Annotated in this window: 23 protein-coding genes and 1 riboswitch; of the genes, 12 read left to right on the top strand and 11 right to left on the bottom strand. The window is 74.3% G+C overall.

Going from position 1 to position 22,671, the window contains the following annotated elements; all coding sequences use genetic code 11:
* Positions 1-140: 140 nt before the first annotated feature.
* The 9 genes from ACH4T9_RS16330 (at position 141) to ACH4T9_RS16290 (ending at position 7,623) form a co-directional block, all read left to right on the top strand.
* Positions 141-587, top strand: a complete 447-nt coding sequence (locus ACH4T9_RS16330) for an STAS domain-containing protein (protein WP_396672601.1) — start codon at positions 141-143, stop codon at positions 585-587.
* Positions 588-618: 31 nt separating this feature from the next.
* A complete protein-coding gene (locus tag ACH4T9_RS16325) occupies positions 619-888 on the top strand; it encodes a GlsB/YeaQ/YmgE family stress response membrane protein (RefSeq protein ID WP_396672602.1) in 270 nt (89 codons plus the stop codon).
* 38 nt (positions 889-926) lie between these two features.
* Entirely contained in the window at positions 927-1,226 is a 300-nt protein-coding gene (locus tag ACH4T9_RS16320) for a BON domain-containing protein (protein WP_396672603.1), read from the top strand.
* 607 nt (positions 1,227-1,833) lie between these two features.
* The gene (locus ACH4T9_RS16315) at positions 1,834-2,901 is read left to right on the top strand and encodes a hypothetical protein (RefSeq protein WP_396672604.1); all 1,068 of its coding nucleotides are present in this window, start codon (positions 1,834-1,836) and stop codon (positions 2,899-2,901) included.
* Between the two features lies 1 nt (position 2,902).
* Positions 2,903-3,943, top strand: a complete 1,041-nt coding sequence (locus ACH4T9_RS16310) for an ABC transporter substrate-binding protein (protein WP_396672605.1) — start codon at positions 2,903-2,905, stop codon at positions 3,941-3,943.
* Positions 3,944-3,945: 2 nt separating this feature from the next.
* Positions 3,946-4,830, top strand: coding sequence for an ABC transporter permease (locus tag ACH4T9_RS16305; protein ID WP_396672606.1), 885 nt, complete (start codon positions 3,946-3,948; stop codon positions 4,828-4,830).
* A complete protein-coding gene (locus ACH4T9_RS16300; RefSeq protein WP_396672607.1) occupies positions 4,827-5,618 on the top strand; it encodes an ABC transporter ATP-binding protein in 792 nt (263 codons plus the stop codon). Before ACH4T9_RS16305 ends, ACH4T9_RS16300 begins: the two co-directional genes overlap by 4 nt.
* On the top strand, positions 5,615-6,535 hold the full coding sequence (locus tag ACH4T9_RS16295) for an ABC transporter substrate-binding protein (RefSeq protein WP_396672608.1): 921 nt from the start codon (positions 5,615-5,617) through the stop codon (positions 6,533-6,535). The genes ACH4T9_RS16300 and ACH4T9_RS16295 overlap by 4 nt, the downstream gene beginning before the upstream one ends.
* 5 nt (positions 6,536-6,540) lie before the next feature.
* Positions 6,541-7,623 (top strand): LLM class flavin-dependent oxidoreductase, encoded by a 1,083-nt coding sequence (locus ACH4T9_RS16290; RefSeq protein ID WP_396672609.1) that lies wholly within the window; start codon positions 6,541-6,543, stop codon positions 7,621-7,623.
* Between the two features lie 100 nt (positions 7,624-7,723).
* Here the strand turns inward: ACH4T9_RS16290 and ACH4T9_RS16285 are convergent, their stop codons facing one another.
* The 4 genes from ACH4T9_RS16285 to ACH4T9_RS16270 form a co-directional block, all read right to left on the bottom strand.
* Complete coding sequence (locus ACH4T9_RS16285) at positions 7,724-8,260, bottom strand: flavin reductase family protein (protein WP_396672610.1); 537 nt, start codon at positions 8,258-8,260, stop codon at positions 7,724-7,726.
* A 269-nt stretch (positions 8,261-8,529) separates the two neighbouring features.
* Entirely contained in the window at positions 8,530-8,769 is a 240-nt protein-coding gene (locus ACH4T9_RS16280) for a hypothetical protein (protein WP_396672611.1), read from the bottom strand.
* Positions 8,766-9,965, bottom strand: coding sequence for a helix-turn-helix domain-containing protein (locus ACH4T9_RS16275; RefSeq protein WP_396672612.1), 1,200 nt, complete (start codon positions 9,963-9,965; stop codon positions 8,766-8,768). The genes ACH4T9_RS16280 and ACH4T9_RS16275 overlap by 4 nt, the downstream gene beginning before the upstream one ends.
* Positions 9,952-10,149, bottom strand: a complete 198-nt coding sequence (locus ACH4T9_RS16270; protein ID WP_396672613.1) for a hypothetical protein — start codon at positions 10,147-10,149, stop codon at positions 9,952-9,954. The genes ACH4T9_RS16275 and ACH4T9_RS16270 overlap by 14 nt, the downstream gene beginning before the upstream one ends.
* Positions 10,150-10,268: 119 nt before the next feature.
* Between ACH4T9_RS16270 and ACH4T9_RS16265 the strand changes: the two genes are divergently transcribed.
* On the top strand, positions 10,269-11,033 hold the full coding sequence (locus tag ACH4T9_RS16265) for a helix-turn-helix domain-containing protein (RefSeq protein WP_396672614.1): 765 nt from the start codon (positions 10,269-10,271) through the stop codon (positions 11,031-11,033).
* 303 nt (positions 11,034-11,336) lie between these two features.
* Here the strand turns inward: ACH4T9_RS16265 and ACH4T9_RS16260 are convergent, their stop codons facing one another.
* Genes ACH4T9_RS16260 through ACH4T9_RS16250 form a run of 3 tightly spaced genes read right to left on the bottom strand, consistent with a single transcriptional unit; the run spans position 11,337 to position 14,348 of the window.
* The gene (locus ACH4T9_RS16260) at positions 11,337-11,687 is read right to left on the bottom strand and encodes a hypothetical protein (RefSeq protein WP_396672615.1); all 351 of its coding nucleotides are present in this window, start codon (positions 11,685-11,687) and stop codon (positions 11,337-11,339) included.
* A gap of 16 nt (positions 11,688-11,703) precedes the next feature.
* On the bottom strand, positions 11,704-12,378 hold the full coding sequence (locus ACH4T9_RS16255) for an ABC transporter ATP-binding protein (protein WP_396672616.1): 675 nt from the start codon (positions 12,376-12,378) through the stop codon (positions 11,704-11,706).
* An 11-nt stretch (positions 12,379-12,389) separates the two neighbouring features.
* The gene (locus ACH4T9_RS16250) at positions 12,390-14,348 is read right to left on the bottom strand and encodes a hypothetical protein (RefSeq protein WP_396673041.1); all 1,959 of its coding nucleotides are present in this window, start codon (positions 14,346-14,348) and stop codon (positions 12,390-12,392) included.
* 236 nt (positions 14,349-14,584) lie between these two features.
* Here ACH4T9_RS16250 and ACH4T9_RS16245 point away from each other — a divergent pair, with 236 nt between their 5' ends.
* Together ACH4T9_RS16245 and ACH4T9_RS16240 are read left to right on the top strand one after the other, a co-directional pair.
* Positions 14,585-15,445 (top strand): sensor histidine kinase, encoded by an 861-nt coding sequence (locus ACH4T9_RS16245; RefSeq protein WP_396672617.1) that lies wholly within the window; start codon positions 14,585-14,587, stop codon positions 15,443-15,445.
* Between the two features lie 17 nt (positions 15,446-15,462).
* Positions 15,463-16,152, top strand: coding sequence for a response regulator (locus ACH4T9_RS16240; protein WP_396673042.1), 690 nt, complete (start codon positions 15,463-15,465; stop codon positions 16,150-16,152).
* Positions 16,153-16,214: 62 nt separating this feature from the next.
* On the opposite strand, the gene ACH4T9_RS16235 is transcribed toward ACH4T9_RS16240, so the two are convergent.
* The 4 genes from ACH4T9_RS16235 to ACH4T9_RS16220 form a co-directional block, all read right to left on the bottom strand.
* Positions 16,215-17,141 (bottom strand): diacylglycerol/lipid kinase family protein, encoded by a 927-nt coding sequence (locus ACH4T9_RS16235; protein ID WP_396672618.1) that lies wholly within the window; start codon positions 17,139-17,141, stop codon positions 16,215-16,217.
* 99 nt (positions 17,142-17,240) lie between these two features.
* Positions 17,241-20,591 carry a hypothetical protein gene (locus ACH4T9_RS16230; protein ID WP_396672619.1) on the bottom strand — a complete coding sequence of 1,117 codons (3,351 nt, stop codon included), beginning with the start codon at positions 20,589-20,591 and terminating at the stop codon, positions 17,241-17,243.
* A gap of 195 nt (positions 20,592-20,786) precedes the next feature.
* Entirely contained in the window at positions 20,787-21,449 is a 663-nt protein-coding gene (locus tag ACH4T9_RS16225) for a transglycosylase family protein (protein ID WP_396672621.1), read from the bottom strand.
* Positions 21,449-21,602, bottom strand: a riboswitch (cyclic di-AMP (ydaO/yuaA leader). Its footprint overlaps the gene before it by 1 nt.
* 278 nt (positions 21,603-21,880) lie before the next feature.
* A complete protein-coding gene (locus ACH4T9_RS16220; protein WP_396672622.1) occupies positions 21,881-22,639 on the bottom strand; it encodes a hypothetical protein in 759 nt (252 codons plus the stop codon).
* Between the last annotated feature and the right edge of the window lie 32 nt (positions 22,640-22,671).

Below are 22,671 nucleotides of genomic sequence, written 5' to 3'. Positions count from 1 at the left end.
CCCAAGGCCGTCCGCCGACGGCCAACCGTGTCCCGCGTATGGCGGATTTGTCACGCAACTGTCACACGTCCGCGTGGTGCCCGCCAAGCCCGACCGGCACGTTGGTGGGCGTCCAGGTCCACGAGGAAAGGGGTACGGCCGTGACGACGCCGCTGGCACGTCGGGAGTGCACGATTCCCCTGGTCGAGGTGGCCGTGACCGAGTTCGACCTGGCCTGCCTGTCCACGACCGGCGCCGTCTTCGACCGGCTGCTGGCCCTGCGCCCCGCCCAGGTCGTGGTCGACCTGTCCGACTGCCGGCACATCGACGCCGCCGCGATCGGGCTGCTGCTCGACGTGCACCGGCGGCTCACCCGCGCCGACGGGGTGCTCACCGTACGCGACCCGAACCCCCGGATCTGGCGCATCCTGCAGTCCGCCCGCCTGGACCAGGTCCTGCCGATCGTCGCCGGCCGGACGCCGGACGCCGACCGGCCCGACCGGTCCCCCGCGCCGGGGCCCCACCGGGCGGGGCCGACGCCCGCCGGCCGGGCGGCCGTGCCGGTGCGGGGACTGCCCGACGGGACGTCGGCCGGCGTGGCGCGGTGAGCCTCCGCACCCTCGTCACCCAGGAGCAACCGTGACCGTCGCCGGGCTCGTCAGCGCCCTTCTCGTCGGGCTCGTCGTCGGGGCCCTCGGCCGGCTCGTCGTCCCCGGCCGGCAGACCGCGCCGCTCTGGCTCACCCTGGTCGTCGGCGTGGTCGCCGCCCTGCTCGGCACCATCCTCGCCCGCCTCGTCGGCGTGGCCGGGGCCGGCTTCGGGTTCCAGGACCTGCTCGTGCAGATCGGCGTGGCCGGGGTCGGCGTCGTCCTGGTGGCGGCCACCGCCGGCCGCTCCGACTCCGCCTAGACACGCCGACACCGCACACCGAGAAGGGACCATCCCCCGTGGTCATCCCCTGGCCGTCGCCCGACGACCACTCCTGGGCCGCAGAGCCCGACAGGCCCGGGCCGGCGGACGAGGACATCCGGCTCGCCGCCGCCGTCGCCCGGCGACTCGGCGACGCCCCGACCGTACGCCGCCAGTCGGTCACGGTCAGTGCGCAGAACCGGGTCGTCATCCTCACCGGGATCGTCACCGACCCGCAGGCCCGGCGGACCGCCGGGGAGTTGGCCTGGGAGGTCGCCGACGTCGTCGACGTCTGCAACGCCCTGCGGCTGGCCGAGCCGCGCCGTCCGCGCCGGTGACCACAAGCCCTCGCGCCGCCACCCGGCCCCGCCGGAGCGACCTGGCCGGGGCGTAACCGCAGGGCCCGCAGCGCCCGCACCAGCGCTGCGGGCCCCGTGGTGACGCCGCGCCCCGGGGTGGCCAGGTTCCCACCGTGTGGGCCCCCGGGAAGAAACGGCGTCGGGTCGGGCGCCGCACCGGGTCCGGGCCCGCCCACGAACCCCCGGCCGCGACGTGAGTTACCGCATGGTGGAAGCATCTTGCCTTTCCCGCCACGCCCGTGTCACGCTCCTCCGCAGCAATCCCTATAAGATCTGTAGGGTTAGTCGGGAAATCCGGGAGGTGTGGCGCCAATGACGCGTGAGTCGTCGGCCACGGCCGCCCTCCCCGCCGCCTTCCGCGGGCCCGCGCTGACCACCCGGCGGTACATCGACCACGGGCTGTTCGGCAGCTGTCGCTGTCGCTGACGCCACAGCCACCCTCCCGCTCCGCCCCGTCGCCCCGAACCCGCGCGCACCCCGACCGGCACGCCGTCGGCCCGCGCGCTCCCGCCACGCGCCCCGACCGCCGACCCGGTGGCCGTCCCGCGCGTGATCCACGCCTGCCTGCCAGAACCGGAGACCAGCCATGTCCACTGCCCCGGCCGCCGTCCGCCTCGACGAGCTGTGGTTCACCCGCTGCCCGGTGCCCACCGCCACCGGGATCGCCGCCGACCGCGGCACCCTCGCCGCCGAGTTCGCCGCCGACGGAATCCGGGTGCGGTCCTTCCAGGACGACCGCGGGAGAGGGCTCAACGAACGGCACTTCACCCACGAGCACCGCACCCTGATCCGGGAGGGCGGCAACGTCCCGGCGCTGTGGGCCCGCTCCCGCGGCGCGGAAACCCGGCTGATCGGCCTGACCTGGATCGAGGAGCGCCAGGTGATCCTGATCCGGCCCGGCGACGGTCCCCGCTCCCCCGCCGAGCTGCGCGGCCGGCGGCTCGCGGTGCCCCGGCACCCGATCGCCGTCGACTTCTGGGCGGCGATGGCGCTGCGCGGGTTCGCCGGGGCGCTCGGCGTCGCCGGGCTGCGGCTGGCCGACGCCCGCCCGGTGGACGTGCCGGCGGGCCCGGAGCACCCCGGGCAGTGGGCGGCGGAGCTGGCCGCGCTGGTCCGTGGCGACGTCGACGCCGTTTACGCCAAGGGCGCCCTCGCGGTCGAGTCGGCGCGCCGGCACGGCGTCGAGGTCGGCATCGAGCTGGACGACGAACCCGACCTGCGGAGCCGGATCAACAACGGCACGCCCCGGCCGGTCACCGTGGCCGGCTGGCTGCTGGAGCACCGGCCCGACGTGGTCGACCGGTTCCTCGCCGTGCTGGTCGAGGCCGCCGGCTGGGCCGCCGCCCACCCCGCCGACGTCGGCCGGATCCTGTCCGCCGAGACCGGCGCCGGCACGGCGGGGGTGGCCGGGGCGTACCGCGCCGGCCAGCACCTCGGCCTGCATCTCGACCTGTCCGAGGAGCGGCTCGACCTGCTCGCCGCGCAGGAGCACTTCCTGCGCGCACACGACTTCCTCGCCGCGCCCGTGGACGTGCGCGGCTGGGCCGACCCCGAACCGCTGCGGCGCGCCCACGAACTGGTCGCCCGCCGCCGGCAGAACCCCGCACCGGCCGGGAACGTCGCTTCCTCGCCGACGGATCGCACAGGAGAATGAGATGAGCACAGCACCGACACCTCGCCGTACCCGCCGACGGTTCCTGACCGTCGCCACCGCCGCCGGCCTGGTCGCCGCCCTGGTGGGCGCCGCCGGCTGCGGCACGTCCGGCGAGCCGGCCGACGCCGCCGGTGGACGCACGATCGAGGTACGCATCCCCGACCCGGGCAACGCGGGCGTGCTCGCCCTGGGCAAGAAGGACGGTTCGCTCGACGCGGCGCTGAGCGCGGTCGGCGCCCGGGTGGCGTGGACCGGCAGCTCCGGCCCGTTCGCCCCGGCGGCGCAGGCGATCAACGCCGGCCAGCTCGACGTCGCCCTCGGCTCGATCACCTCGGCCGTCGGCGCGCTCGCCGGCAGCCCCGGCTTCACCCTGTTCGCCGCAGCCCAGCCCGACCCGGTCGGCGAGGGCATCCTGGTCAAGGGCGACTCCCCGATCCGCGGCGTGGCCGACCTCGCCGGGCGGAAGGTGGCCGTCAACAAGGGCGGCACCGGCGAGTACCTGCTGCTGCGGGCGCTGGCCACCGCGAACGTGCCCGCCGACCGGGTGGAACGGGTGTACCTGCGCCCCGACCAGTCCGCTCCGGCGTTCGAGTCCGGCCAGGTGGACGCCTGGGCGAGCTGGAGCACGTACGTGGTGTCCGCGCTCGCCGGTGGCGCCCGGCTGCTGGTCGACGGCCGCACGCTCGGCTCGGACAACGCCACCGTGTGGGCGGTGCGCAGCGCGTTCGCCACCGATCACCCGGAGGTGGTCCGGGCGCTGTACGCGTACCTGCGGGACAAGGGGGCCGCGTCCCAGGCGGACCCGGCGCCGTTCGTGAACGTCTTCACCGACGCCGGCCCGCAGTCCGTGAGCGGCCGGGCCCGGGAGATCACCATCGACTTCGCCCGGCGGAGTTCGCCGGTCGAGCCGATCGGCGCCGACCTGCTGGCCCGCTTCGACACGGTGGCCCGGTTCTTCGTCGACGCCGGGGTGACCCCGAAGAAGGTGGACGTCGCCGCGCACGTGCTGGACGTGACGAAGCTGCCGGCGGGTGGGGCGTGACCGTGACCACGGCACCCACCGCGCCCGGTCGGGCCGGCGCCGCCCGGCCCCACCCCGGCGGCGCCGGGGCCGCCCGCGCCGCCGGGCTGGTCGAGCCGCCGGTGCGCCGCCGCCGCGAGCGGCCCCGGTGGGCCGCCACCGCCCTGCGGGCGCTCGGCCCGGTCGCGCTGCTGCTCGCCTGGTACGCCGCCTCGGCGACCGGCCTGCTCAGGCCGTCGCTGCTCGCCTCCCCCGGCCAGGTGCTGCGGGCGGTCGGCGAGCTGTGGGGCAACGGCCAGCTCCCCGACGCGCTCACCACCTCGCTGACCCGCTCGGCGCTGGGGCTCACCTGCGGCCTGGCCGCCGGGCTGGTGCTCGGCGTGACCACCGGGCTGACCCGGCTCGGCGACGAGCTGATCGACTCGACCGTGCAGGTGCTGCGCACGGTGCCGTTCCTCGCCCTGGTGCCGCTGTTCATGGTCTGGTTCGGCATCACCGAGAGCGCCAAGATCATTCTGATCGCCGTCGCCACCACCTTCCCGATGTACGTCAACGCGGCCAGCGGCGTGCGCACCGTGGACCCGAAGACGGTCGAGGCGATGCGGTCGTTCGGGATGGGCCGCTGGCGGCTGGTCCGGGAGGTCGTCCTCCCCGGCGCCCTGCCCGCGCTGCTCGTCGGCCTGCGGCTGTCGATGACCCTCAGCGTCATCGCGCTGATCGCCGCCGAGGAGATCAACGCCACCGCCGGCATCGGGTACCTGATGACCCAGGCGCAGAACTACGCCCGCACCGACATCCTGGCGCTCTGCATCATCATCTACGGCCTGCTGGGCCTCACCGCCGACGCCGCGGTGCGCGCCCTGGAGTGGCTGCTCATGCCGTGGCGGCGGGCGGGGCGGACCCGGTGAGCGCCGGCGTGGCCACCCCGGCCGGCACGGAGACCGGCGCCGGGCCGCCCCCGGCGATCCACATCCGCGGGCTGCGGCGGGCCTTCGGCGACCGGACCGTCCTCGGCGGCCTCGACCTGGACGTGCCCAGGGGCGAGTTCCTCGCGCTGCTCGGCGCGAGCGGCACCGGCAAGACCACCCTGCTGCGCATCCTCGGCGCGCTGGACCGCCCCGACGGCGGCACCGTGCTGGTGCCCCGGCGGCGGACCATCGTGTTCCAGGAGCCCCGGCTGGTGCCCAACAAGCGGGTACTGGCCAACGTCACGGTCGCCATGCCGCGCGGCGAGGCCACCCGCGCGGTCGGCCTGCGGGCCCTGGCCGAGGTCGGCCTCGCCGGCCACGCCCGGGCCTGGCCGGCGACCCTGTCCGGCGGCGAGGCGCAGCGGGTGGCGCTGGCCCGGGCACTGGTCCGCGAGCCGGAGCTGCTGCTGCTGGACGAGCCCTTCGCCGCCCTCGACGCGCTGACCCGGCTGCGCATGCAGGACCTGGTCGGCGAGCTGTGCGCCGCGCACCGCCCGGCCGTCCTGCTGGTCACCCACGACGTCGACGAGGCGATCCGGCTCGCCGACCGGGTCGCGGTGCTGCGCGGCGGCGTGCTGGTCCGCGACGAGCGGGTCACCGTGCCCCGGCCCCGCGACGCCGCCGATCCGGCCTTCCGCGCCCTACGCGACCGGCTCCTCGTCGACCTGGGCGTCCGCCGCCCCGGCGCGGGGGCCGACCCGACCGTTCGAGAAGGAGAACTGACATGAGCATCACCATCGGAGTGCACCGCAGCAACCCGTCGCTGTACCACCTGGCCCGGCTCGGCCTGGCCGAACGGGCGCTCGCGCCGCTGGGCGAGACGGTGGCCTGGCACTACTACACCGACGGCACGAACACCGCCCGGCTGCTCGCCGAGGGCGTCATCGACCTCGGCGGCACCGGCTCCACCCCGCCGCTGACCGGGCAGGCACAGGGCCACGACATCGTGTACGTCGCGGTGTCCGCCCCGCGCCCCGGGCACGGCGCGCTGCTGGTCGCCGCCGACGGTCCGGTCCGGACGGTGGCCGACCTCGCCGGCAGGACAGTGGTGTTCGGGGTCGGGTCGTGGCAGACGCACCTGCTGGCCAAGGCGCTACACGACGCCGGGCTGTCCTACACCGACATCGTGGCGCGGCGGCCCGCCGACGACCCGACCCCGCCGGCGGAGCGCCTGGCGGCCGGGGAGATCGCCGGCTGGGTCGCCCAGGAGGCCGAGCTGTCCGCAGCCCGCCGCGCCGGAGGCGTACGCGTCCTGGTGGAGACCGGGTCGGTGATCTCGGACCGGTCGGTCTTCTTCACCCGGCGGGACCTCGCGCAGCAGCGGCCGGAGGTGGTCGCGGCGCTCGTCGGCGCGCTCCAGCAGGCCGACGACTGGGTGGCCGCCCACCTGGACGAGGCCGCCGCCCACGCCGCCGCCGAGCTGGGCGGCGAGGCGGCCGACTGGCACACCGCGCTGGCCGGGCTGCCCTGGCGGCTGGAGAGCATCCCCGACGCATTCGTCGCCGAGCAGCAGGAGGCGGCGGACATCTTCGTCGCGGCCGGCTACCTCGACCGGCCGATCACCGTGGCCGACGCCCTGGTGCCGGCGCTCACCCCGCTGGTCGACGCGGCACTCGCCGCGGCGGCCCCGGCGGGCGCGCGGTGAGCGGCGTGGGCACCGAGGTCCTGTGGTACATCATCCCCCGGGAGGGGCGCTACCCGTGGGAGCCGGCCGGCCGGCGGCCGGTCGACCTGGGCTACCTGCAACACCTGGCCGCCGCCGTGGACCGGCTCGGCTACACCGGGGCGCTGCTGGCCACCGACCAGTACGACGTGTGGCCGCTGGGCAGCGCCCTGGCGGCGGCGACCAGCCCGGCGTTCAAGCCGCTGCTGGCGGTGCACCCCGGGCTGATCTCCCCGACCCTGCTGGCGAAGTCCGCGCTCACCTTCGACCACCTGTTCGGCCCGCGCCTGCGGTTCAACGTGGTCAACGGCTCCACCGACACGCTGCGCCGCTACGGCCTGCACCTGGAACACGACGAGCGCTACCGGCTCAGCGCCGAGTACTGGCAGGTGGTCCGGCGACTCACCGCCGGGGAGGTCTTCGACCACAAGGGCGAGTTCTACGACCTGCCGGGCGCCGGGGCGGACCTGCGGGACCTGCCGCCGGTGCAGAAGGGCGGCATCCCGCTGTGGTTCGGCGGCTCCTCGCCGGCCGGCATCGAGATGGCCGCCGAGCACGTCGACGTGTACCTGACCTGGGGCGAACCGCCCGCCCAGCTCGCCGAGAAGCTGGACCGGGTGCGCGAGCGGGCCTCCGCCCACGGGCGCACCCTACGGCTCGGGCTGCGGCTGCACCTGATCGTCCGGGACACCGAGGACGAGGCATGGGCCGCCGCCGACCACCTGCTCGACGTCACCAGCCGCGAGACGTACGCCCGGCAGCTCGCCGCACACGGCGAGGACGCCGGGGTGGGCTGGCAGCGGCAGTTCCGCCAGCACGGCGGGCGGGTACCGGCGAAGGCCCGGGAGCTGGAGACGTACCCCAACCTGTGGCCGGGGATGGGGCTGTTCCGGCCCGGCCCGGGCACCGCCGTGGTGGGCAGCACCCGCCAGGTCGTCGAGCGGCTGGAGGAGTTCCGGTCCCTCGGCGTGGACACCTTCATCCTCTCCGGCAACCCGCTGCTCGAGGAGGCGTACCGGGTGGCGGAGACCGTGCTGCCCGCGCTGGGGATCCGACCCGACCGGTCGTGACCCCGGGCGGCACCCGCCCGGCCGGACGGTCACCCCGCCGGCCGGGCGGGGCGCTCACGACGGCCCCCCAGGGGGCGTGCGGCGGGGTTGGCGGGGTGGGTCAGGCCACGCCGGCCCGGTCCGCCGGCGGGTCCAGGCCGGCGTAGCCGCCCCGGTGGTACAGCAGCGGCGTGCCCACGTCGGCGTGCCGCAGCAGCTCCGGCTCGGCGAGCACGATCGCGTGGTCGCCTACGGTCACCCGGTCCACCACCCGGCAGAGCAGCCACGCCAGGACGCCGTCGAGGATCGGCACCCCCTGCGGCCCCGGACGCCATTGCGTCGGGCCGGCAAACCGGTCGACGCCGCTCGTGGCGAACGTCCGGGCCAGCTCCCGCTGGCCGTGGGCGAGCAGGTGCACCGCGACGTGGCGGGACCGGGACACCGTGGGCCAGCTCGACGAGGCGAGGTTGAGGCAGAACAACACGATCGGCGGCTCCAGCGACACCGAGGTGAACGAGGTCGCGGTGAAGCCGACCGGCGGGGTGCCCGGGGCCGTCACCACGGTCACGGTGCTGGCCTGGTGACGCAGGATCGCGCGCAGCGAGGCGCTGTCCGCGTCGACGGGCAGCTCCGGTTGCGCAGGGGTGGACGGGGCCATGTGCACCTCCGGTCGTCGCTATCCCAGGACGGTACCGGCGGTCGCCGCGCGGCGCTGACCGGCGGTCGGCGGGGACCGGCCCACCCGCGGCCGGGTGCCGGATAGCACCGAGGACGTTTCGACGGCGGGGACGCGTCGGTCCGCACGGTGATCACGACAGCCACGCCACGGGCCGCCTCGGGCGGGGGCCGCCTGGTGGGCGACACAGAACCAGGTGCCGATTCGGTGTGAACTGTCGGCGAGGCGGTCGGATCGGGTGTCGTCCGGGGTCATCCGGCCTGCTGGGGGTCGTCCCGGACGGGTGTGGTCGGCTGGGTTGCTGTGCTCCGCTTCTGTACTTTCTCGGCCGCGTGCAGGACGTTGCGGGCGGCGGTCGCCACGGCGCATTCCGGTGTCCGGCAGATCGGGCAGCGGCCGTCGGGGCCGGGTCTGTGGCCGCGGAGGATCGCTCGGGCGGTGAGGATCAGTCGGTTGCGGATCTGGGCCAGGGACAGGAACGGGGCGGTCATCGGGTGAGCCCGACCGCCGTCGCCAGGTGCGCCACGCCAGCCGACGCCGGGCCGCCTCGGACCACCTCGACGATCACCGTACGTGCCAACGGCCGTAGCCGGACCTCGGCCGGCGCGATACGGTCGGCCTCGGCGAGAGCGCGGCCCGCCCCCAAGAGGTCACCGACCTGGAGGTACGCCCGCGCGGCGTCGATCAGGTGCGCTGCCCGGTGCTCAACAGGCAGCCGCCGCCACCCGTCCGCCCTGACGGCCTCCTCATGCCGGGCAACCGCCTCGCCCCCGTCGCCCAGCCCGACCGCCGCCGCGACCCGCGCCACCTTTACGCTCGCCGCCCCGAAACCGGTGCGGTGAAGGTCTTGGCCGCCGTCGACCCGCTCGGCGATCTCGGCGGCCTGGTCGAGCAGCTCCGCTGGGCCGCGGTGGTCGCCGCAGGTCGCGGCGGCAAGAGCCGCCTCGACCAGCAGCGTCCCGCACAACGCCAACTCCTCGGGCACTGCGTCGTGCGGCACCGTCGGGGCGACCCGGTGCGCGGCGGCGATCGCCGCCGCCATCGCCAACCGGCCCCGCCCCGCCCCGCGCAACGCCTGCCCGAGCGACACCGCCGCACCCGCCGCCCACACCGGATCACCAGCGGCCACCGTCACCGCCCGATCGGCCGCCAGCCACGCCACGTCCGGCTCGCCCAGCTTCACCAGCACCGACGCCGTGACCCGATACACCTGCACCAACAGACCCACCAAATCACCCCCGGTGTCGACCGCGTGAGCGCGTCGGGCATCGCCGAGCAGGTCAGGCACCAACCGCACCAACTGCGGGTAATGCGCGTGCTGGTACGTCAACCACGCATGCTCCACCCGCCGGCCCAGCTCACCGATCGGCACCACCGGCCGACAGCCCGGCCCGGCCGGGAACAGGTCGTAGCAGGCGAGCGCCGCCCGCACCCCGTCCACACCCTCGCCACCAGTGGGCGTCGCCGGCCGCGCATCGCTGCCCAGCAGCGCCGACGCGTCCACGCGAAGAACCTCGGCGATATCCTGGACAACGGAGAACCTGTCCAGCGCGCGCACGCCGCGTTCAACCTTGTCGACCCAACTCTTCGACTTTCCCAACCGGTCGGCGAGCATCTGCTGCGTCAACCCGCGCCGGGCCCGCCACTGGGCCACCCGCCGCCCTATCGGCAGCTCACCGCTGTCCACGACGCCACCGCCGATCCGGCACCGCCCGGGTCGTCTCCTCCACCGGTACCCGCTCCGCCTCGGCCAGCGCGAGAATCCGCCGCTTCGCCGCCTCCCGCTCGGCCGCCTCCAACTGCTCACCCCGGTTCACCGCCCACGTCGGATTCTCCCGCCGCCGGATCCCGGGCAAGGTCACGGTAGTCATCGGGGCCTCCTTCATCGCGATGCCATCAACCATGACTCCGAGATGTCGCCGGCCGCGACGACACAAGATGCGACAACTCGGCCACATTACCGGCGACATTTAGGCGACATCTCGCTATCGTGACAGGCATGACCGCCCCGAACGCCGCCCTGCGCGCAGTCCGCGCCGGGATGCGCATGAGCCAGGACGACTTCGCCCGCGCGCTCCAAGCCGCCGGTTACCGCGTCGGCGAGCCCAACGACGCCAACAAGAGACTCGTCCAGCGGTGGGAGTCCGGCGCGATCGCCGCGCCGCGGCCCGTCTACGCCCGTGCGCTGGAGGTCGTCACTGGCCTGCCCATTTCGCTGCTTGGCTTCGCCATGGTGCCCGACGGCCACGTCGTCGATGACCACCACGGTGGCCACGACCTGACCTCGCACATGTCCAGTCTGGCCACGCCGACGCCGACGCCGACGTCCAGGCCAACTGCGGCTCACGGGTCGCACGAGGGCGTGTGGCTCAGCCGCTACCAGTTCCATTCCAGCGGACGGGGGGAGTCCTTCGCCGGGCAGCATTTCGTGGTCGTGCTTCAGCACGGTGACCGGCTGACCGCCCGCAGCCTGCCTGGCTCGGCGGCATCGTCGCTGTCGCTGGATCTCACCGTGGACGGTGCCGTTGTCACTGGGACGTGGGTGGAGCAGACCGACCCCGCCGGCTACTACCGAGGCGCTCGGTACCACGGGGCGATTCAGTTGCTGGCTGAGCCCACCGGTCGACGGTTGGCCGGAAAGTGGGTCGGGTTCGGCAAGGACATGGATGTCAACACCGGCCCGTGGGAACTGACCTTCCGGGATGCTTCAACGTCCAAGGCGACGCTCGATCGGTACAACACGTCGGTGGCGTAGCGTGCGCCTTGCGGGAGCGAGGCGACCTGTCCGTCGCGCGTACGTCACCGGCTTCCAGGCGGCCACGGTGAGTATGAAACGAACCCCTGTGGATGCGGTGACCTGCCCGGCAACAGCCTCGGAGTGCGGGTGCCCTACCTGCCGAGCCGTCGATGGTCACGACTCATCTGAAGGCGCATTTCTGACCTGGGACGGACCGCCGGAGGGAAGGATGAGCGGAGCAGTTTCCTCCCAGACCAATCCACCGTCGCCGCCAGATTTCCCGGCCTCGTCGGCGTTGCGGGCCGACAGCGTGTCATTCGGCTACCTCTCGACGAGGTGCACCGGAACACCGAACCCGTCGCGGCGCGCGAGTAGGCTGCTGATCGCCTCACGCTCCGACTTCGATCCGTAGGTCACCTGGATCAGCGCACGGTCCTGGCCCTTGGGGCACGGCGAGCCCACCTCGACCGAGATTCCCTTGCCCAGCGCCGCGATGTCGGTGGCGAGGGACCCGCTTCTGGTCAACGCCGCGCTGGCCTCGGCGGTGGTCGGCAGTTCCTCGCAGGGCGGGTGGGTGTCAGTCGACGTTGGGAACACGCCGCCGAGAGCCACGGCCGCGCCGAGGGCAACCACCGCGACGGCGCCAATCGCGATCTTGGAGAGCAGTGACATGGCAGGTCCTTCCGCCCTAGTAGGACTGATCGACGGATAGCGCAACAGTTCGTCCGCTCCCGATTTCGTGGCGTGCAGCGCAGGCCTCGATCATTTCGGAGTCGTGCGTGGACACGACGACCGTGCGGCCCTCGGCGGCGAACTCCGCAAACAGCGCGATGACCTTCCGCCGGTTGGCGGCGTCGAGCGACGCGGTGGGCTCGTCGACGAACACGATCGCGGCTCGCTTGTAGATGGCGCGGGCCAGCGCGAGCCGCTGCTTCTCACCGCCACTGAGGTGACCGGCCGCCTCATCCTGCCGGCCCGCCAGCCCGGTCTGATCGAGAACCTGCGCCAGCCGCTTCCCGTCGCCGGTGGCCCGCTTGCCCAGCGGGCTGGACCGCATCGTGACGTTGAAGGCAACCGACTCCTCGTCCATGATCCCGTAGTCCTGCAGGACGAATGCGGCGTGGTCACGCCAGAAGCGGCGCCGTGCCGCCGAGCCGTACCGGGTGACGTTCCTCCCATCGATCAGGATGCGGCCCCGGTCGACCGGGAGCAGCAGCCCAAGGCAGTGCAGCAACGTGGTCTTCCCTGATCCGCTCGGGCCCACGAGGGCGGTCATCGTCCCGGGCTCGCAACGTACGGACTCGCCGTCGAGCACCGGCCGCCCACCGATCGCCACGGAAACGGCCTCGACCTCGATCAGCATTGGAACTCCCATCAGATTCGACGCCTGCTGACGCCGGAGAAACACCGGTTCGCGGCCCACAGATGGCTCAGCGGGACGACGAACATCCCGAACATCGCGGCCACCAGCAGGGCCCCCATGGAGTCGGGTCTCTGGACCAGCGCCAGGAGGGACACGAGCGCCGCGCCGGCCAGCAACTCCTTGGACACCCGGCTCCGCAGGATCCGCGCCCACGGCCGGCCGGACAGCCGCAACGGAAGATCGCGCTTCGCGTGCAGCAGGGCGGTGATCAGCGCGCTGATCACGGTCGCGACCGTGAAGGCGACGACCAGGGCGGTGAGCGCGAGATTCATCAGCCAGACCACGTACGCCATGAACTGCGCCCGAAGGATCCCTTCCTCCGCGACGTAGACCACACTCAGGTCGCCCCTGATCCCCCGGCCGCTCAGGGTCCCGGCGGAGAGGCCTTCGCGCCCGATCAACGCCTGGGTGGCCGCCACGCCGGTGAACAGGATGTTCCTCGTCGAGACCATCGATGTCAGGTTCGAATCATCGAACGTCTGATGCAGGGAGGGCATGACGGCGACGAGGACATCGTCGAGGAAGCTCAGACTCCCGCCGCCACCCTGGGCGACAGGCATCCGGAACCCGCCGGCGGGCCGCAGGTATCCGAACCCCGACAGGATCTCTCCCCCGGCACGTCGGCTTCTCGACCACAGCGAGAACGTCTCGCCGAACTCCCGGGAAAGCACGCCGCTCACACGCTCGTACGGCACCGGCGTGAGCGCGTCCGGCGGCGCGTTCGTCGTCATCAGGTCGAGCCACCGCTGGTTCACGAAGGTGATCGCCGAGTAGTCGCCGAGATCGCCTTCCCATGTCTCGTCGGAGAAGGTGTACGAGTACGCGACCGCCCCGGCCGATTCGCCGTCCCTGACCAGGTTTCCGATCCGGGGTTCGAGACTGGTCATCTCGTCATCGCCCATCCCGAACTGGACCGCGACCTGATCCGCGAGGTTCTTCCACTGCGCCATCTCAGCGGCCGTGGCGGACGAGCTGCGGTACGCCGACCAGGCCGGCCCGGCCGCGCCCGCCACCAGCAGGAACGTCAGCGCGTGGACGACCACGGCCGCCGAGCGAAGGCTCCTCACCGCAGGCTGCCGGGTGGCGAGCATGGTGGCGCTCGGCCAGGCGGAGGCCGACATGGCCAGGGCAACGAGCAGTGACACGGCGATGACCACGACCTCCACGCCGGCCAGCGCCTTGACGAAGACGCCGACGTACAGCCAGCCACGGGCCAGGCCCACACAGGCGGCGGCCGCGAGGGTGACAGCGCCCGCCGGAACGAGCAGCGCGGCCGCGAACCCGCCCAGGTCCTGTGCCTGAATGCGCAACGTGGGGCAGCCCGCGAGCACCCGGAGCGCGCGGCTGCGCGCCTTCATCGACAGCCAGAACAGCGCCAGCGCCGCGATGAGGGCGAACGCGGCCAGGACGGCCGCGGCGAAGCCGCCCTCCCGCATGGCGAACCAGAGACTGCCGGTCACGGACGCGTCGACGCGGGTCACCCGTACGCCCGCGCTGCTCAGCCGGCTCTCCAACTCGGCGAGCCGGGCCGCGTCCCCGGTGACCAGGTAGGAGCCGTCGGGCGACGAGTTGGCCAGCCGGTCCCCGCCGACGACCCGTCCCGCGTCGGCGCCGCTGAACCAGCGGAACGTCGCGGGCAGGCTCCCGTCGTTGAGGGTCACGAAGATCCGCTCGTCGCCGTCGTCAACCAGGTCCGGGGCGATCCTGACCAGTCCCAGGTTCCAGTCGGCATCCATCTGCGTCAGTGCCGCAAACGCGTCCCGGTCGCTGAACTGCGACTCGCCGAAGTCCAGGCCCAGCCTGCTCTGCGCGCTCAGGGCCTGGGGAAAGTCACGGTCGTGCAGATCGGTGACGATCACCGCCACCAGCGCCAGCAGGGTGCACAACGCTCCTGCGACCGCCATTGTCACGCGCCTGTACAACGACCCTCCCGGGCGATCTCCGGACACCGTGGCGGAGGTGATGCCACCCGCCGTTTCCAGAGAACCAGGTGGAACGCGCCGGAACATCGGGCCGTGGGCGGCATCGGAGGTCACCCGTCGGCCCTGGGTCCGTCAGACCGTGGTCCGACGCGGGTGCCCGGGAGGCACGAGCCCGCGCTTCGTACCCCAACGCCACGGAACCTGGGAACGGTAGGCTGCGCCGCATGACCGAGATCCGGCATCGCTCCCGTCGATCATGGTTGCTGCTGTCGGCCGGTGCGCTGTTCGTCGTGATGACGGCCATCCTCGCGCTCGGGCTCACCTGGCCGTTCGTCACCGTCCTGCTGCTCGGCTTCGCGGCGGTCTCCGTCTGGGCGATCGCCCGGCTGCTGGTCGAGCGTGCCGAGCACGAGACGGTGATGGCGCGCCGCGACATCACCGAGGCGGTGCTCGCGGAGCGCCTGCGCCTAGCCCGCGACCTGCACGACATCGTCTCCCAGGGCCTGGGCATGATCACCGTGCGGGCTGCCGCCGCGGCGCACCTGCACGCCCGCAAGCCGGACGATGAGGCGCTGCTGGCCGCCATCGAGGACGTGGAGGCCATCAGCCGGAAGGCGACGGTCGAGCTGCGCCGCATGCTGGACGCGCTGCGGGAGGCCGACGACCGGCCCGCCCGCCACCCCACGGAGACCCTGGCGTCCCTGCCGGAGATCATCGAGGGCGCCCGCCGGGCCGGCCTGCACGTGGAGTTGACCCAGGAAGAGCTCGGCTCGGTGTCCCCCGGCGCCCAGGTGGCGATCTGCCGGGTCGTCCGCGAAGGGCTGGCCAACAGCGCGCGTTACGCTGGCTCGACCACGGTCGACGTCCGTCTGGCGCGGACCCCGGCGGCAGTCAGCGTGACCATCGACGACGGCGGGCCGAACCGGGGCTGGGCCGTCCGGCCAGGCGCCGGGCACGGCCTCATCGGGCTGCGGGAACGGGTGAACAGCCTGGGTGGGACCCTGACGGCGGAGCCGCGCGCGAAGGAGCACGGGGATCGTGCGGGGTTCCGTCTCGAGGCCATCATTCCCGAGGGAGCGGTGTGAACGGATCCAACCGGCCCCTGCGGGTCGTTCTCGTCGATGACGAACCCCTGCTCCGGCGGAGCCTCGCGATGATCATCGACGCCGAGCCCGGTCTCGCTGTGGTCGGAGAGGCCGGCGACGGGATGGAGGCAATCGCCGTGGCCGAGGCCACCGCGCCCGACGTGGTGCTCATGGACGTCAGGATGCCGCGGCTCGACGGCATCGAGGCGACCCGGGGCATCTGCCGGCTGCCGGGGCTCGGGCACACCCGAGTGCTGGTCCTCAGCATGTTCGACCTCGACGAGCACGTCTTCCACGCACTCCGCGCCGGAGCCAGTGGCTTCCTGCTGAAGGACAGCCGGCCCGCCGATCTGCTCGACGCCATCAGGCGTACGCACGACGGCGAATCGCTCTTCGCCCCGTCGATCCTGGCGCGCTTGGTCGAGCACTACGTCTGCAAGCAGCACACCGGCCCTGCCGGCCCCGCGCAATCCCTGCTCGACCAGCTGACCGCCCGGGAGGCCGAGGTGCTCGGCCTCATCGGGCAGGGTCTGTCCAACCACGAAATCGCCGGGCATCTCACCATCGCCGTCAAGACCGTCAAGTCCCACGTCTCACACCTGCTGAACAAACTCGGGGCCCGCGACCGGGTGCAACTCGTGATCGCCGCGTACAACGGTGGTCTTGTGAATCCCGTGCCCGCCCCCGTACGTGACCGGCGGCCGTAACACCGTGACCCGTCGGTGGTCACACGCGAAATCGTCCGGCACGGAAGCGGCCCGTCCTGAGATCAGGGGCGCTCGTCCGGGCAGCACACGGTCAGCGCGCCAGGCACGACCCGGACCTTCAACCGGGTCACCTGGCCGCGCGCCCCGCCGTCGAGTTCGTACGTCTTCGGCGCGGCGAACCGTACCCGGATCTTGCGACCTCGGGTGATCCGCACGAACGGCGACTCCTCGGACCGGCCGGCCGCCATCCGGCCCAGGGTGCGCGCCCAGTCCACCGCGCCGCTGGCGGTGGCCACCCCGACCTCCAGGGCCCCACTGTCGGGCCGGGCGTCGTCGAAGGCGGGGATGCCGCCGGTGATCGTGCCGACGTTGCCGAACAGCACGCAGCTCGCCTCGGCGTCGAACCAGTCCGACCCGTCGACCCGGATCCGGGTGCGCACCAGCTCGCCGCGGACGTGCCGCAGCCCCGTCCACACGTACGCCAGGCGGCCCAGCCGGCCCTTGAGCCTGCGGTCGGCCTCGCCGATCAGGTCGCCGTCGAAGCCGGCGCCGGCCATCACCGCGAAGTGCTCCCCGTTGATCCGGCCCAGGTCCAGGCGGCGGCGTCGGCCGCGCAGACCGTTCCGCACCGCCTCGGGCAGGTCGGTCGGGATGCCGAGGTTGGTGGCGAACAGGTTCGCCGTCCCGGCGGGCAGGATCGCCATCGGCACGCCGGTGCCGGCGAGGACGTCGGCGCAGCGCTGCACCATGCCGTCACCGCCCCACACGTAAACCAGCTTCGCGCCCCGGTCGAGCGCCCGGCGGACCTTCTTCGGAGCCTTGCGGCTCTTCGGCACCTCGTACCAGAGCAGGTCGTCGACGCCCGCGCCGACCAGCGTGGCGCGCAGTTCGTCCAGGCCCCCGCCGAAGGTCTTCTTCCGGTGCGCGACGACGGCGACGGTGCCGACCCGCGCCGGGGCCGCCTCGTCGGGGCGGGCAGGCGTGCTCATGACCCGGGTGTACCCCGGCCGGGTGTCCGCCACGCCTGCCGCCGGCACCCGACCGGCCCGGGTCCGCACCACCGCGACCCGGTCCGTAACCGGCCCGGGTCACCTTGACATGGACAGGGCGAGGGCGGCGTCGCGGACGTCGGCGACCGGGTGCCCGCGCAGCGTCCGCAGCAGGTCCCGCCACGGCGTCGACCAGCCGTACGGCTCCCCGGCCCGGGTCAGCGCCAGCGCGGGGAGCCCGGCCGCGTCGCCCCGGGCGGCCAGTTCCCGGGCCGCCGCCAGCAGCAGCCCGGCGTCCACGACGGCGGCGTCCCGGCGCACCCGGCCGGCGAGGGCGTCGGCCAGCTGGGCGGCCAGCGCCGGGCGTCCGGCGGCCAGCTCGAACAGCTCGGTCAGCTCGGCGACGAGGTGCTGCGGGGTGCGCCCGTCGAGGCGCACCAGGACGGTCAGCAGCCCGGCCGCCCCGGCCACGAACCCCGGGTGCCGGGCCAGGTTGCGGGCGGCGTCCCGGGCCGGGTCGAGGTCGGCGTCGACGCCGGCGCGCTGCGTCCACACCCGCACGGTCCGCAGGATCGCGTCGATCCGGCGGCGGGCCGGCCGGTCCCGCTCCGGCCCGCCCGGGTCGTCGTCGGCCGCGTCGAGGGCCACCAGCCGGCGCAGGGCGGCGTCGAGCGCGGCCCGCTCGGGGCGGTGCGGCAGGTCCAGCAGCGCGCCGAGCAACATCGACCGGGCCGGCCAACCGGCGTGCGCGTCGAGGTCGGTCAGCGCCTCGACGACCAGGTCGGTGACGTCGGGCGCCCACCGGGCCCACTGCACCAGCCGGGTCAGCGCCGCCTGGGAGACCACCCCGTCGCCGCTGCGGCAGGCGGTGACGACCAGGCCGGCGTACCGGGGTCGGTGCGGCTCCGGCACCTCGTGCGGCCCGGCGGCCAACACCGCCAGGGTGTCCTCCCGGCCGCCGCCGACTGCCAGGTCGAGCACCGCCCAGCTCTGCGGCGTGTGTAGCCGCTGCCGGGCGGCGGAGGTGACCGCCGCCCGGACATCGCGGTGCTGGTCGGGCTGCTGCCACACCTGCCGCAGCAGCGGCACCGCCTCGGGCGGCCCGTGCCGGCCGAGCAGCCGGACGGCCTCCTTGCGGCTGGTCACCCTGCCCCGGCCGAGGGCGATGCCGGCGAGCCGGGCCAGCAGCGCGGACGGGGCGACGAACCGGGCGGCCCGGCCTGCGGCGTACATCGCCACCCGGGCCCGGTCGTCGTCGGCGTGCGCGAGCAGCGTGGTCAGGGCGTCCTCGGGCCGATCGGTCCAGGGCAGCGCGCCGAGGGCCGCCTCGGCGAGGGTGACGTTCGCCGAGTCGACGTACCGCAGCACCAGGTCGCGGCCGGCGTCGGGAACCCGCGCCGCGCGGGCGAGCGCGGCGGCCCGGGCGTGCATCGGCTGGCCGGCGTCCCGGACCACCCGGGCCTGGAGGTCGACGTACGCCCGCCGGTGCCGGGGCAGCCAGCGGTCGACGTGCCACGGATGCCCGGGTACCCAGCGCGGCCCGGCCGGCAGGAACGCCCCGCGCGGCGGCGGGCCGAGCAGCACCCGGTCGAGCAGGTCGGTGCGCCGCCCGCAGACCGTCCGCCACACCGCCTCGAAGGTGATCACCGACGAATCGGCCGCGAGCAGGAGGGCGACCCGTTCGCCGCGCGGCGTCGGGTCCGCCAGCCACAGGTCGGCGGCGTTCCGGACGACCGAAGAGACGTTGCCCGGGCCGGTGGCCCGGTGCAGCAGCTCCTGGAGCGCGGGGAGCCGCCACGCCCGGCGTCCCAGCGCGCGGGTGACGGCGAACAGGGGGGTGAACTCGCCGCGCGCCGTCCCGGCGGTGATCCAGGGCAGGAGCCGGTCGAGGACGACCCGCTCCTGCCCCCGGCGCAGGCCGTGGTCGAGCCGGCCCAGCGGGGGCAGGTGGTGCCCGCCGAGGAGGGCGTCGAGGGTGTCCAGCGCCCAGCCCAGCAGCTCCGGTTCGTCGACGTGGTGGCGCAGCACCCCGCAGGCCAGTTCGCCCAGCGCGGACAGCGTGCGGGTGGACGCGTCCCGGGCGTGGGTGGCGTCGGTGACCAGCGTGGCCAGCACGGGCCGCGAGTCGGCGCGCAGCGGCCGGGCCATGGTCGCCAGGGTGGCCAGCGCCGCCGAACGGACCGGGTCCTGCTCGTTGCGCAGCCCGACGAGCCGGGCCACGGCCTCGGCCACCGCCGCCGGGTCGTCGCTGCGCCGCGCGGCGGTGAGCAGCAGCTCGTACGCCGTCGCCCGGTCCCCCGCGTCGGCGGCGCGCAGGGCGGGCACCAGCGCCGCGGACGCCTCCGGCCAGGGCAGCTCGGCGCTCCACGCCCGCACGGCGGCCTCGTCGGCACGGACCCGCTCCAGGGTGAGCACCCGGCGGGCCTCCCGTTCCCGCCAGCGCCGGGGCAGCACCGCCATGACCGCCGAAGACGGGATCGCGGCGGCCGTCTCGACGTCGGCGAGCGCGGCGTCGTACAGGGTGCCGCGCGCCGCCGGGGGCAGCGCGTCCAGCAGCGCCGCGAGGCGGGCGTCGTCGGCGCGCAGCCGCCGGGCGAGCGTGACCAGGTCCGCCGGCGGCAGCGCTGCGAGGCGGCGCAGCAACGCCGGGGGCAGGGTGGCCCGGCCCAGCCACCCGGCGCGGGCCGGGTCGGTCAGCAGCGTGAGCACCCGGGCCGGGGACGCCGCGGCAAGCACGCCGTAGCGGGTGAGGTCGCCGGGGAGCCCGTCGGCCGGGGCGTGGCGTTCGAGCAGGGTGAGCACCCGCTCCGGGTGGCCGACCGCCGTGCCGAGCAGCGCGCCCGCGCGCGCCGCCCACCAGCGGGAGCGTTCCGAGCCGTCGAGGCCGGGCAGCGTCGCCTCGGCGTGGTCGAGCAGGACCCCGGCGTGCCGGCCGGCCAGGGCCGCCCCGCCGCCGAGCGCGTGGTCGAGCAGGGGCAGCAGCCGGCGTACCGTGTCGGGGCCACAGGCGGGCAGCAGCGCGACCGCCTCGGCGTCGCCGAACCGGTCGCGGACCGCGTCGACGAGCCGGTCGGCGACCTCCGGGCGACGCAGCGACCGCAGCGACCGGTAGACCAGCCGGCGCAGGTCGGCCGGGGCGTCGGCGAGCAGGGGGTGCAGGTCGTCGGCGGTGAGCCAGCCGGCGCGCAGGCAGACACGGACCGCGACGGCCCGGATCGCCGCGTGCGGGTCGTCGAGGGCGGCGGCCGTCCCGGCCCGGTCGCCGACGACCTGGGCCGCAGTCACGGCGAGGAACCGGTGGTACGTCGACCCGGCCCGCAGGTCCGCGAGCACTCCGTCCAGCCGGCCTGCGGCGGCAAGGGCCCGGGCCCGGGCGGCGAGGGTCGTCATCCGCTCCCGGTACGGCAGTTCGTCGAGGTCGTCGAGCAGGGCGGCGGTGTGGCGCGACATCGCGCCATTGTGCCCGGCGACGGGACCGGCGGCCGACTCGTTTTGCGGGGCTGTGACGCTGCTCCCGCGAGCACTTCACCCGGGTGGCGTGCCCGTCGGGGACGCGGAAGCGCCCGGCCGGAGAATCCGGCCGGGCGCTTCCGGTGCTGGGTGCCCCGGGACCGGGACGCCGGGTCGCGCCGACCCGGCGGGCACTCAGAGGCTGAGCCGCTGGCCCGGGAAGATCAGGTTCGGGTGCTCGCCCACGACCCGCTCGTTCTTCTCCCACAGCACGCGCCAGCCGCCCCGCACACCCTGCGCCGTGGCGATCTTGGAGAGGGTGTCGCCCGACCGGACCACATAGGTCATCCCGCCGCTGGACGGAGCGCCCTTCGGGGCGCTCCTCGTGGTGTCCCGCTTGCTGCGCGAGGCCGGCTTCTCGGTACGCGAGGACCGCTCCTTCGGGGCGGCCTTCGTCTCCGACTTCCGCTCCGACTTCGCGCTGCCCTTCGTCGAGCCGCCCTTCTTGCCGCAGGTCGGCCACGCCCCGATGCCCTGGCCGTCGAGCACCTTCTCGGCGATGCGGATCTGCTCGCTCCGGGTCGCCAGGTCGGCGCGGGCCGCGTACTTCTTGCCGCCGTAGCCGGCCCACGTGCCCTGCGAGAACTGCAGGCCGCCGTAGTAGCCGTTGCCGGTGTTGATGTGCCAGTTGCCGCCGGACTCGCACGAGGCGACGGCGTCCCAGTTGACCGCGGCCTGGGCCGGCGCGGCCGGGCCGGCCAGGGCGACGACCCCGGCGAGGGCGCCCGCGGCGAGAGTGCCGACGGCGGCGCGGCGGACGGTCACCCGACGGTGGCGGGCGGTGTATTCAGTTGCCATGTGTGATTCCTCCACGCCGGCGAGGTGAGCTGTCGGGTTCGGGCCGAGGAGCCCGGCCGCCTCAGGCGGCTTCACCCCGAGGTGCGGTGCACCGAGGAACGTGTGGGTCCCCCGCTCCTGCCTTACTGACAAGGGAACCGACGGTCGGCGGCAGGACTAGGCGTTACCGACCGTGGTCGCCGCATTCGCGGACTCGATCGACGTTAGGCACCGTTGGTGACGGGTGCCCACCTCTTGTGAAGTTCTTCACCCGCTCGGGCGAAGGACCACACCGTCGACTTGCGAGACTTCACAAGCAATGCAGGGCAAACACCGGGCCGAGTCTGATCAGGGTGAACCGTCAACGGACAACCCCGGCCAGTCACTGATTGTGATCGGGGTCCGATTGCGTACATCGGATGCCGGAAACGCTCGGTGATCGCCCACACAGCTCAGTGGGGCGGTCGACGGCCGTGCCCGGCGACGGCGGTGTCGGCCGTGCAGCTCAGCTCCCCGGGGGCGAGTTGCACGCGGGCGGGCCGCCACACCTCGACCCGTCCACCCTCCACGCGGGCCAGCAGGCAGTCGTACTGACTGGCCCGCAGCGCCACCCCCACGACCCCACCCACGGCGGCGACCTGCCGGGTGACCAGAGGCTCGAGGTCGAGGCCGTCGACCGCCGCGCGGACGGCCTGCTCGGTGGCCGCACCGCCGGTGGGAAGGGCTTGGCGCAGGTCGTCCTCGGCGGAGCCCGGGAGTTCCGGGTCGACGGAGACGGTGAGCGGGGAGCCGTCCGGACAGGACACCTCGTCGACCCGGTCGTCCATGGCGTCCTGCTCGACGCTGATCGCATAGCAGACGGGCAGGTCGAACGTCTCGTCCATCGACCGGCCGGACGCGTCGACCGCCGTGGCCACCCCGTGCACGCGGACGATCAGCGAGACCCCGCCCCCGGTCCGGGTGTCGTCGATCCGCATGACCTCCGTGCCGGCAACCCGGGCGGCCTCCCGGGCGTACCGCTGCGCCGGGTGCGGGTACCGGCGTTCCCGCGCGACGGCCTGCTCGACGCGGGTGACCTTGCGACCGGCGTCCTGCATCGCCAGCTCCCTGGTCCGGACCGTGTCGACCTGCGGCTCCGGCCCGTAGCAGCCTGGCAGCAGGAGCAGCCCGATCGACACCGACACCAACCCGCGCAGCCGCCCCCGAAGCATGGGGCCATTATCCCGGTCCGCCCGCCCGTCCG

It is taken from the genome of Micromonospora sp. NPDC020750 (genome assembly GCF_044334565.1).
Classification (GTDB): Bacteria; Actinomycetota; Actinomycetes; order Mycobacteriales; family Micromonosporaceae; genus Micromonospora.
This window is presented reverse-complemented; position numbering and strand designations above follow the sequence as displayed.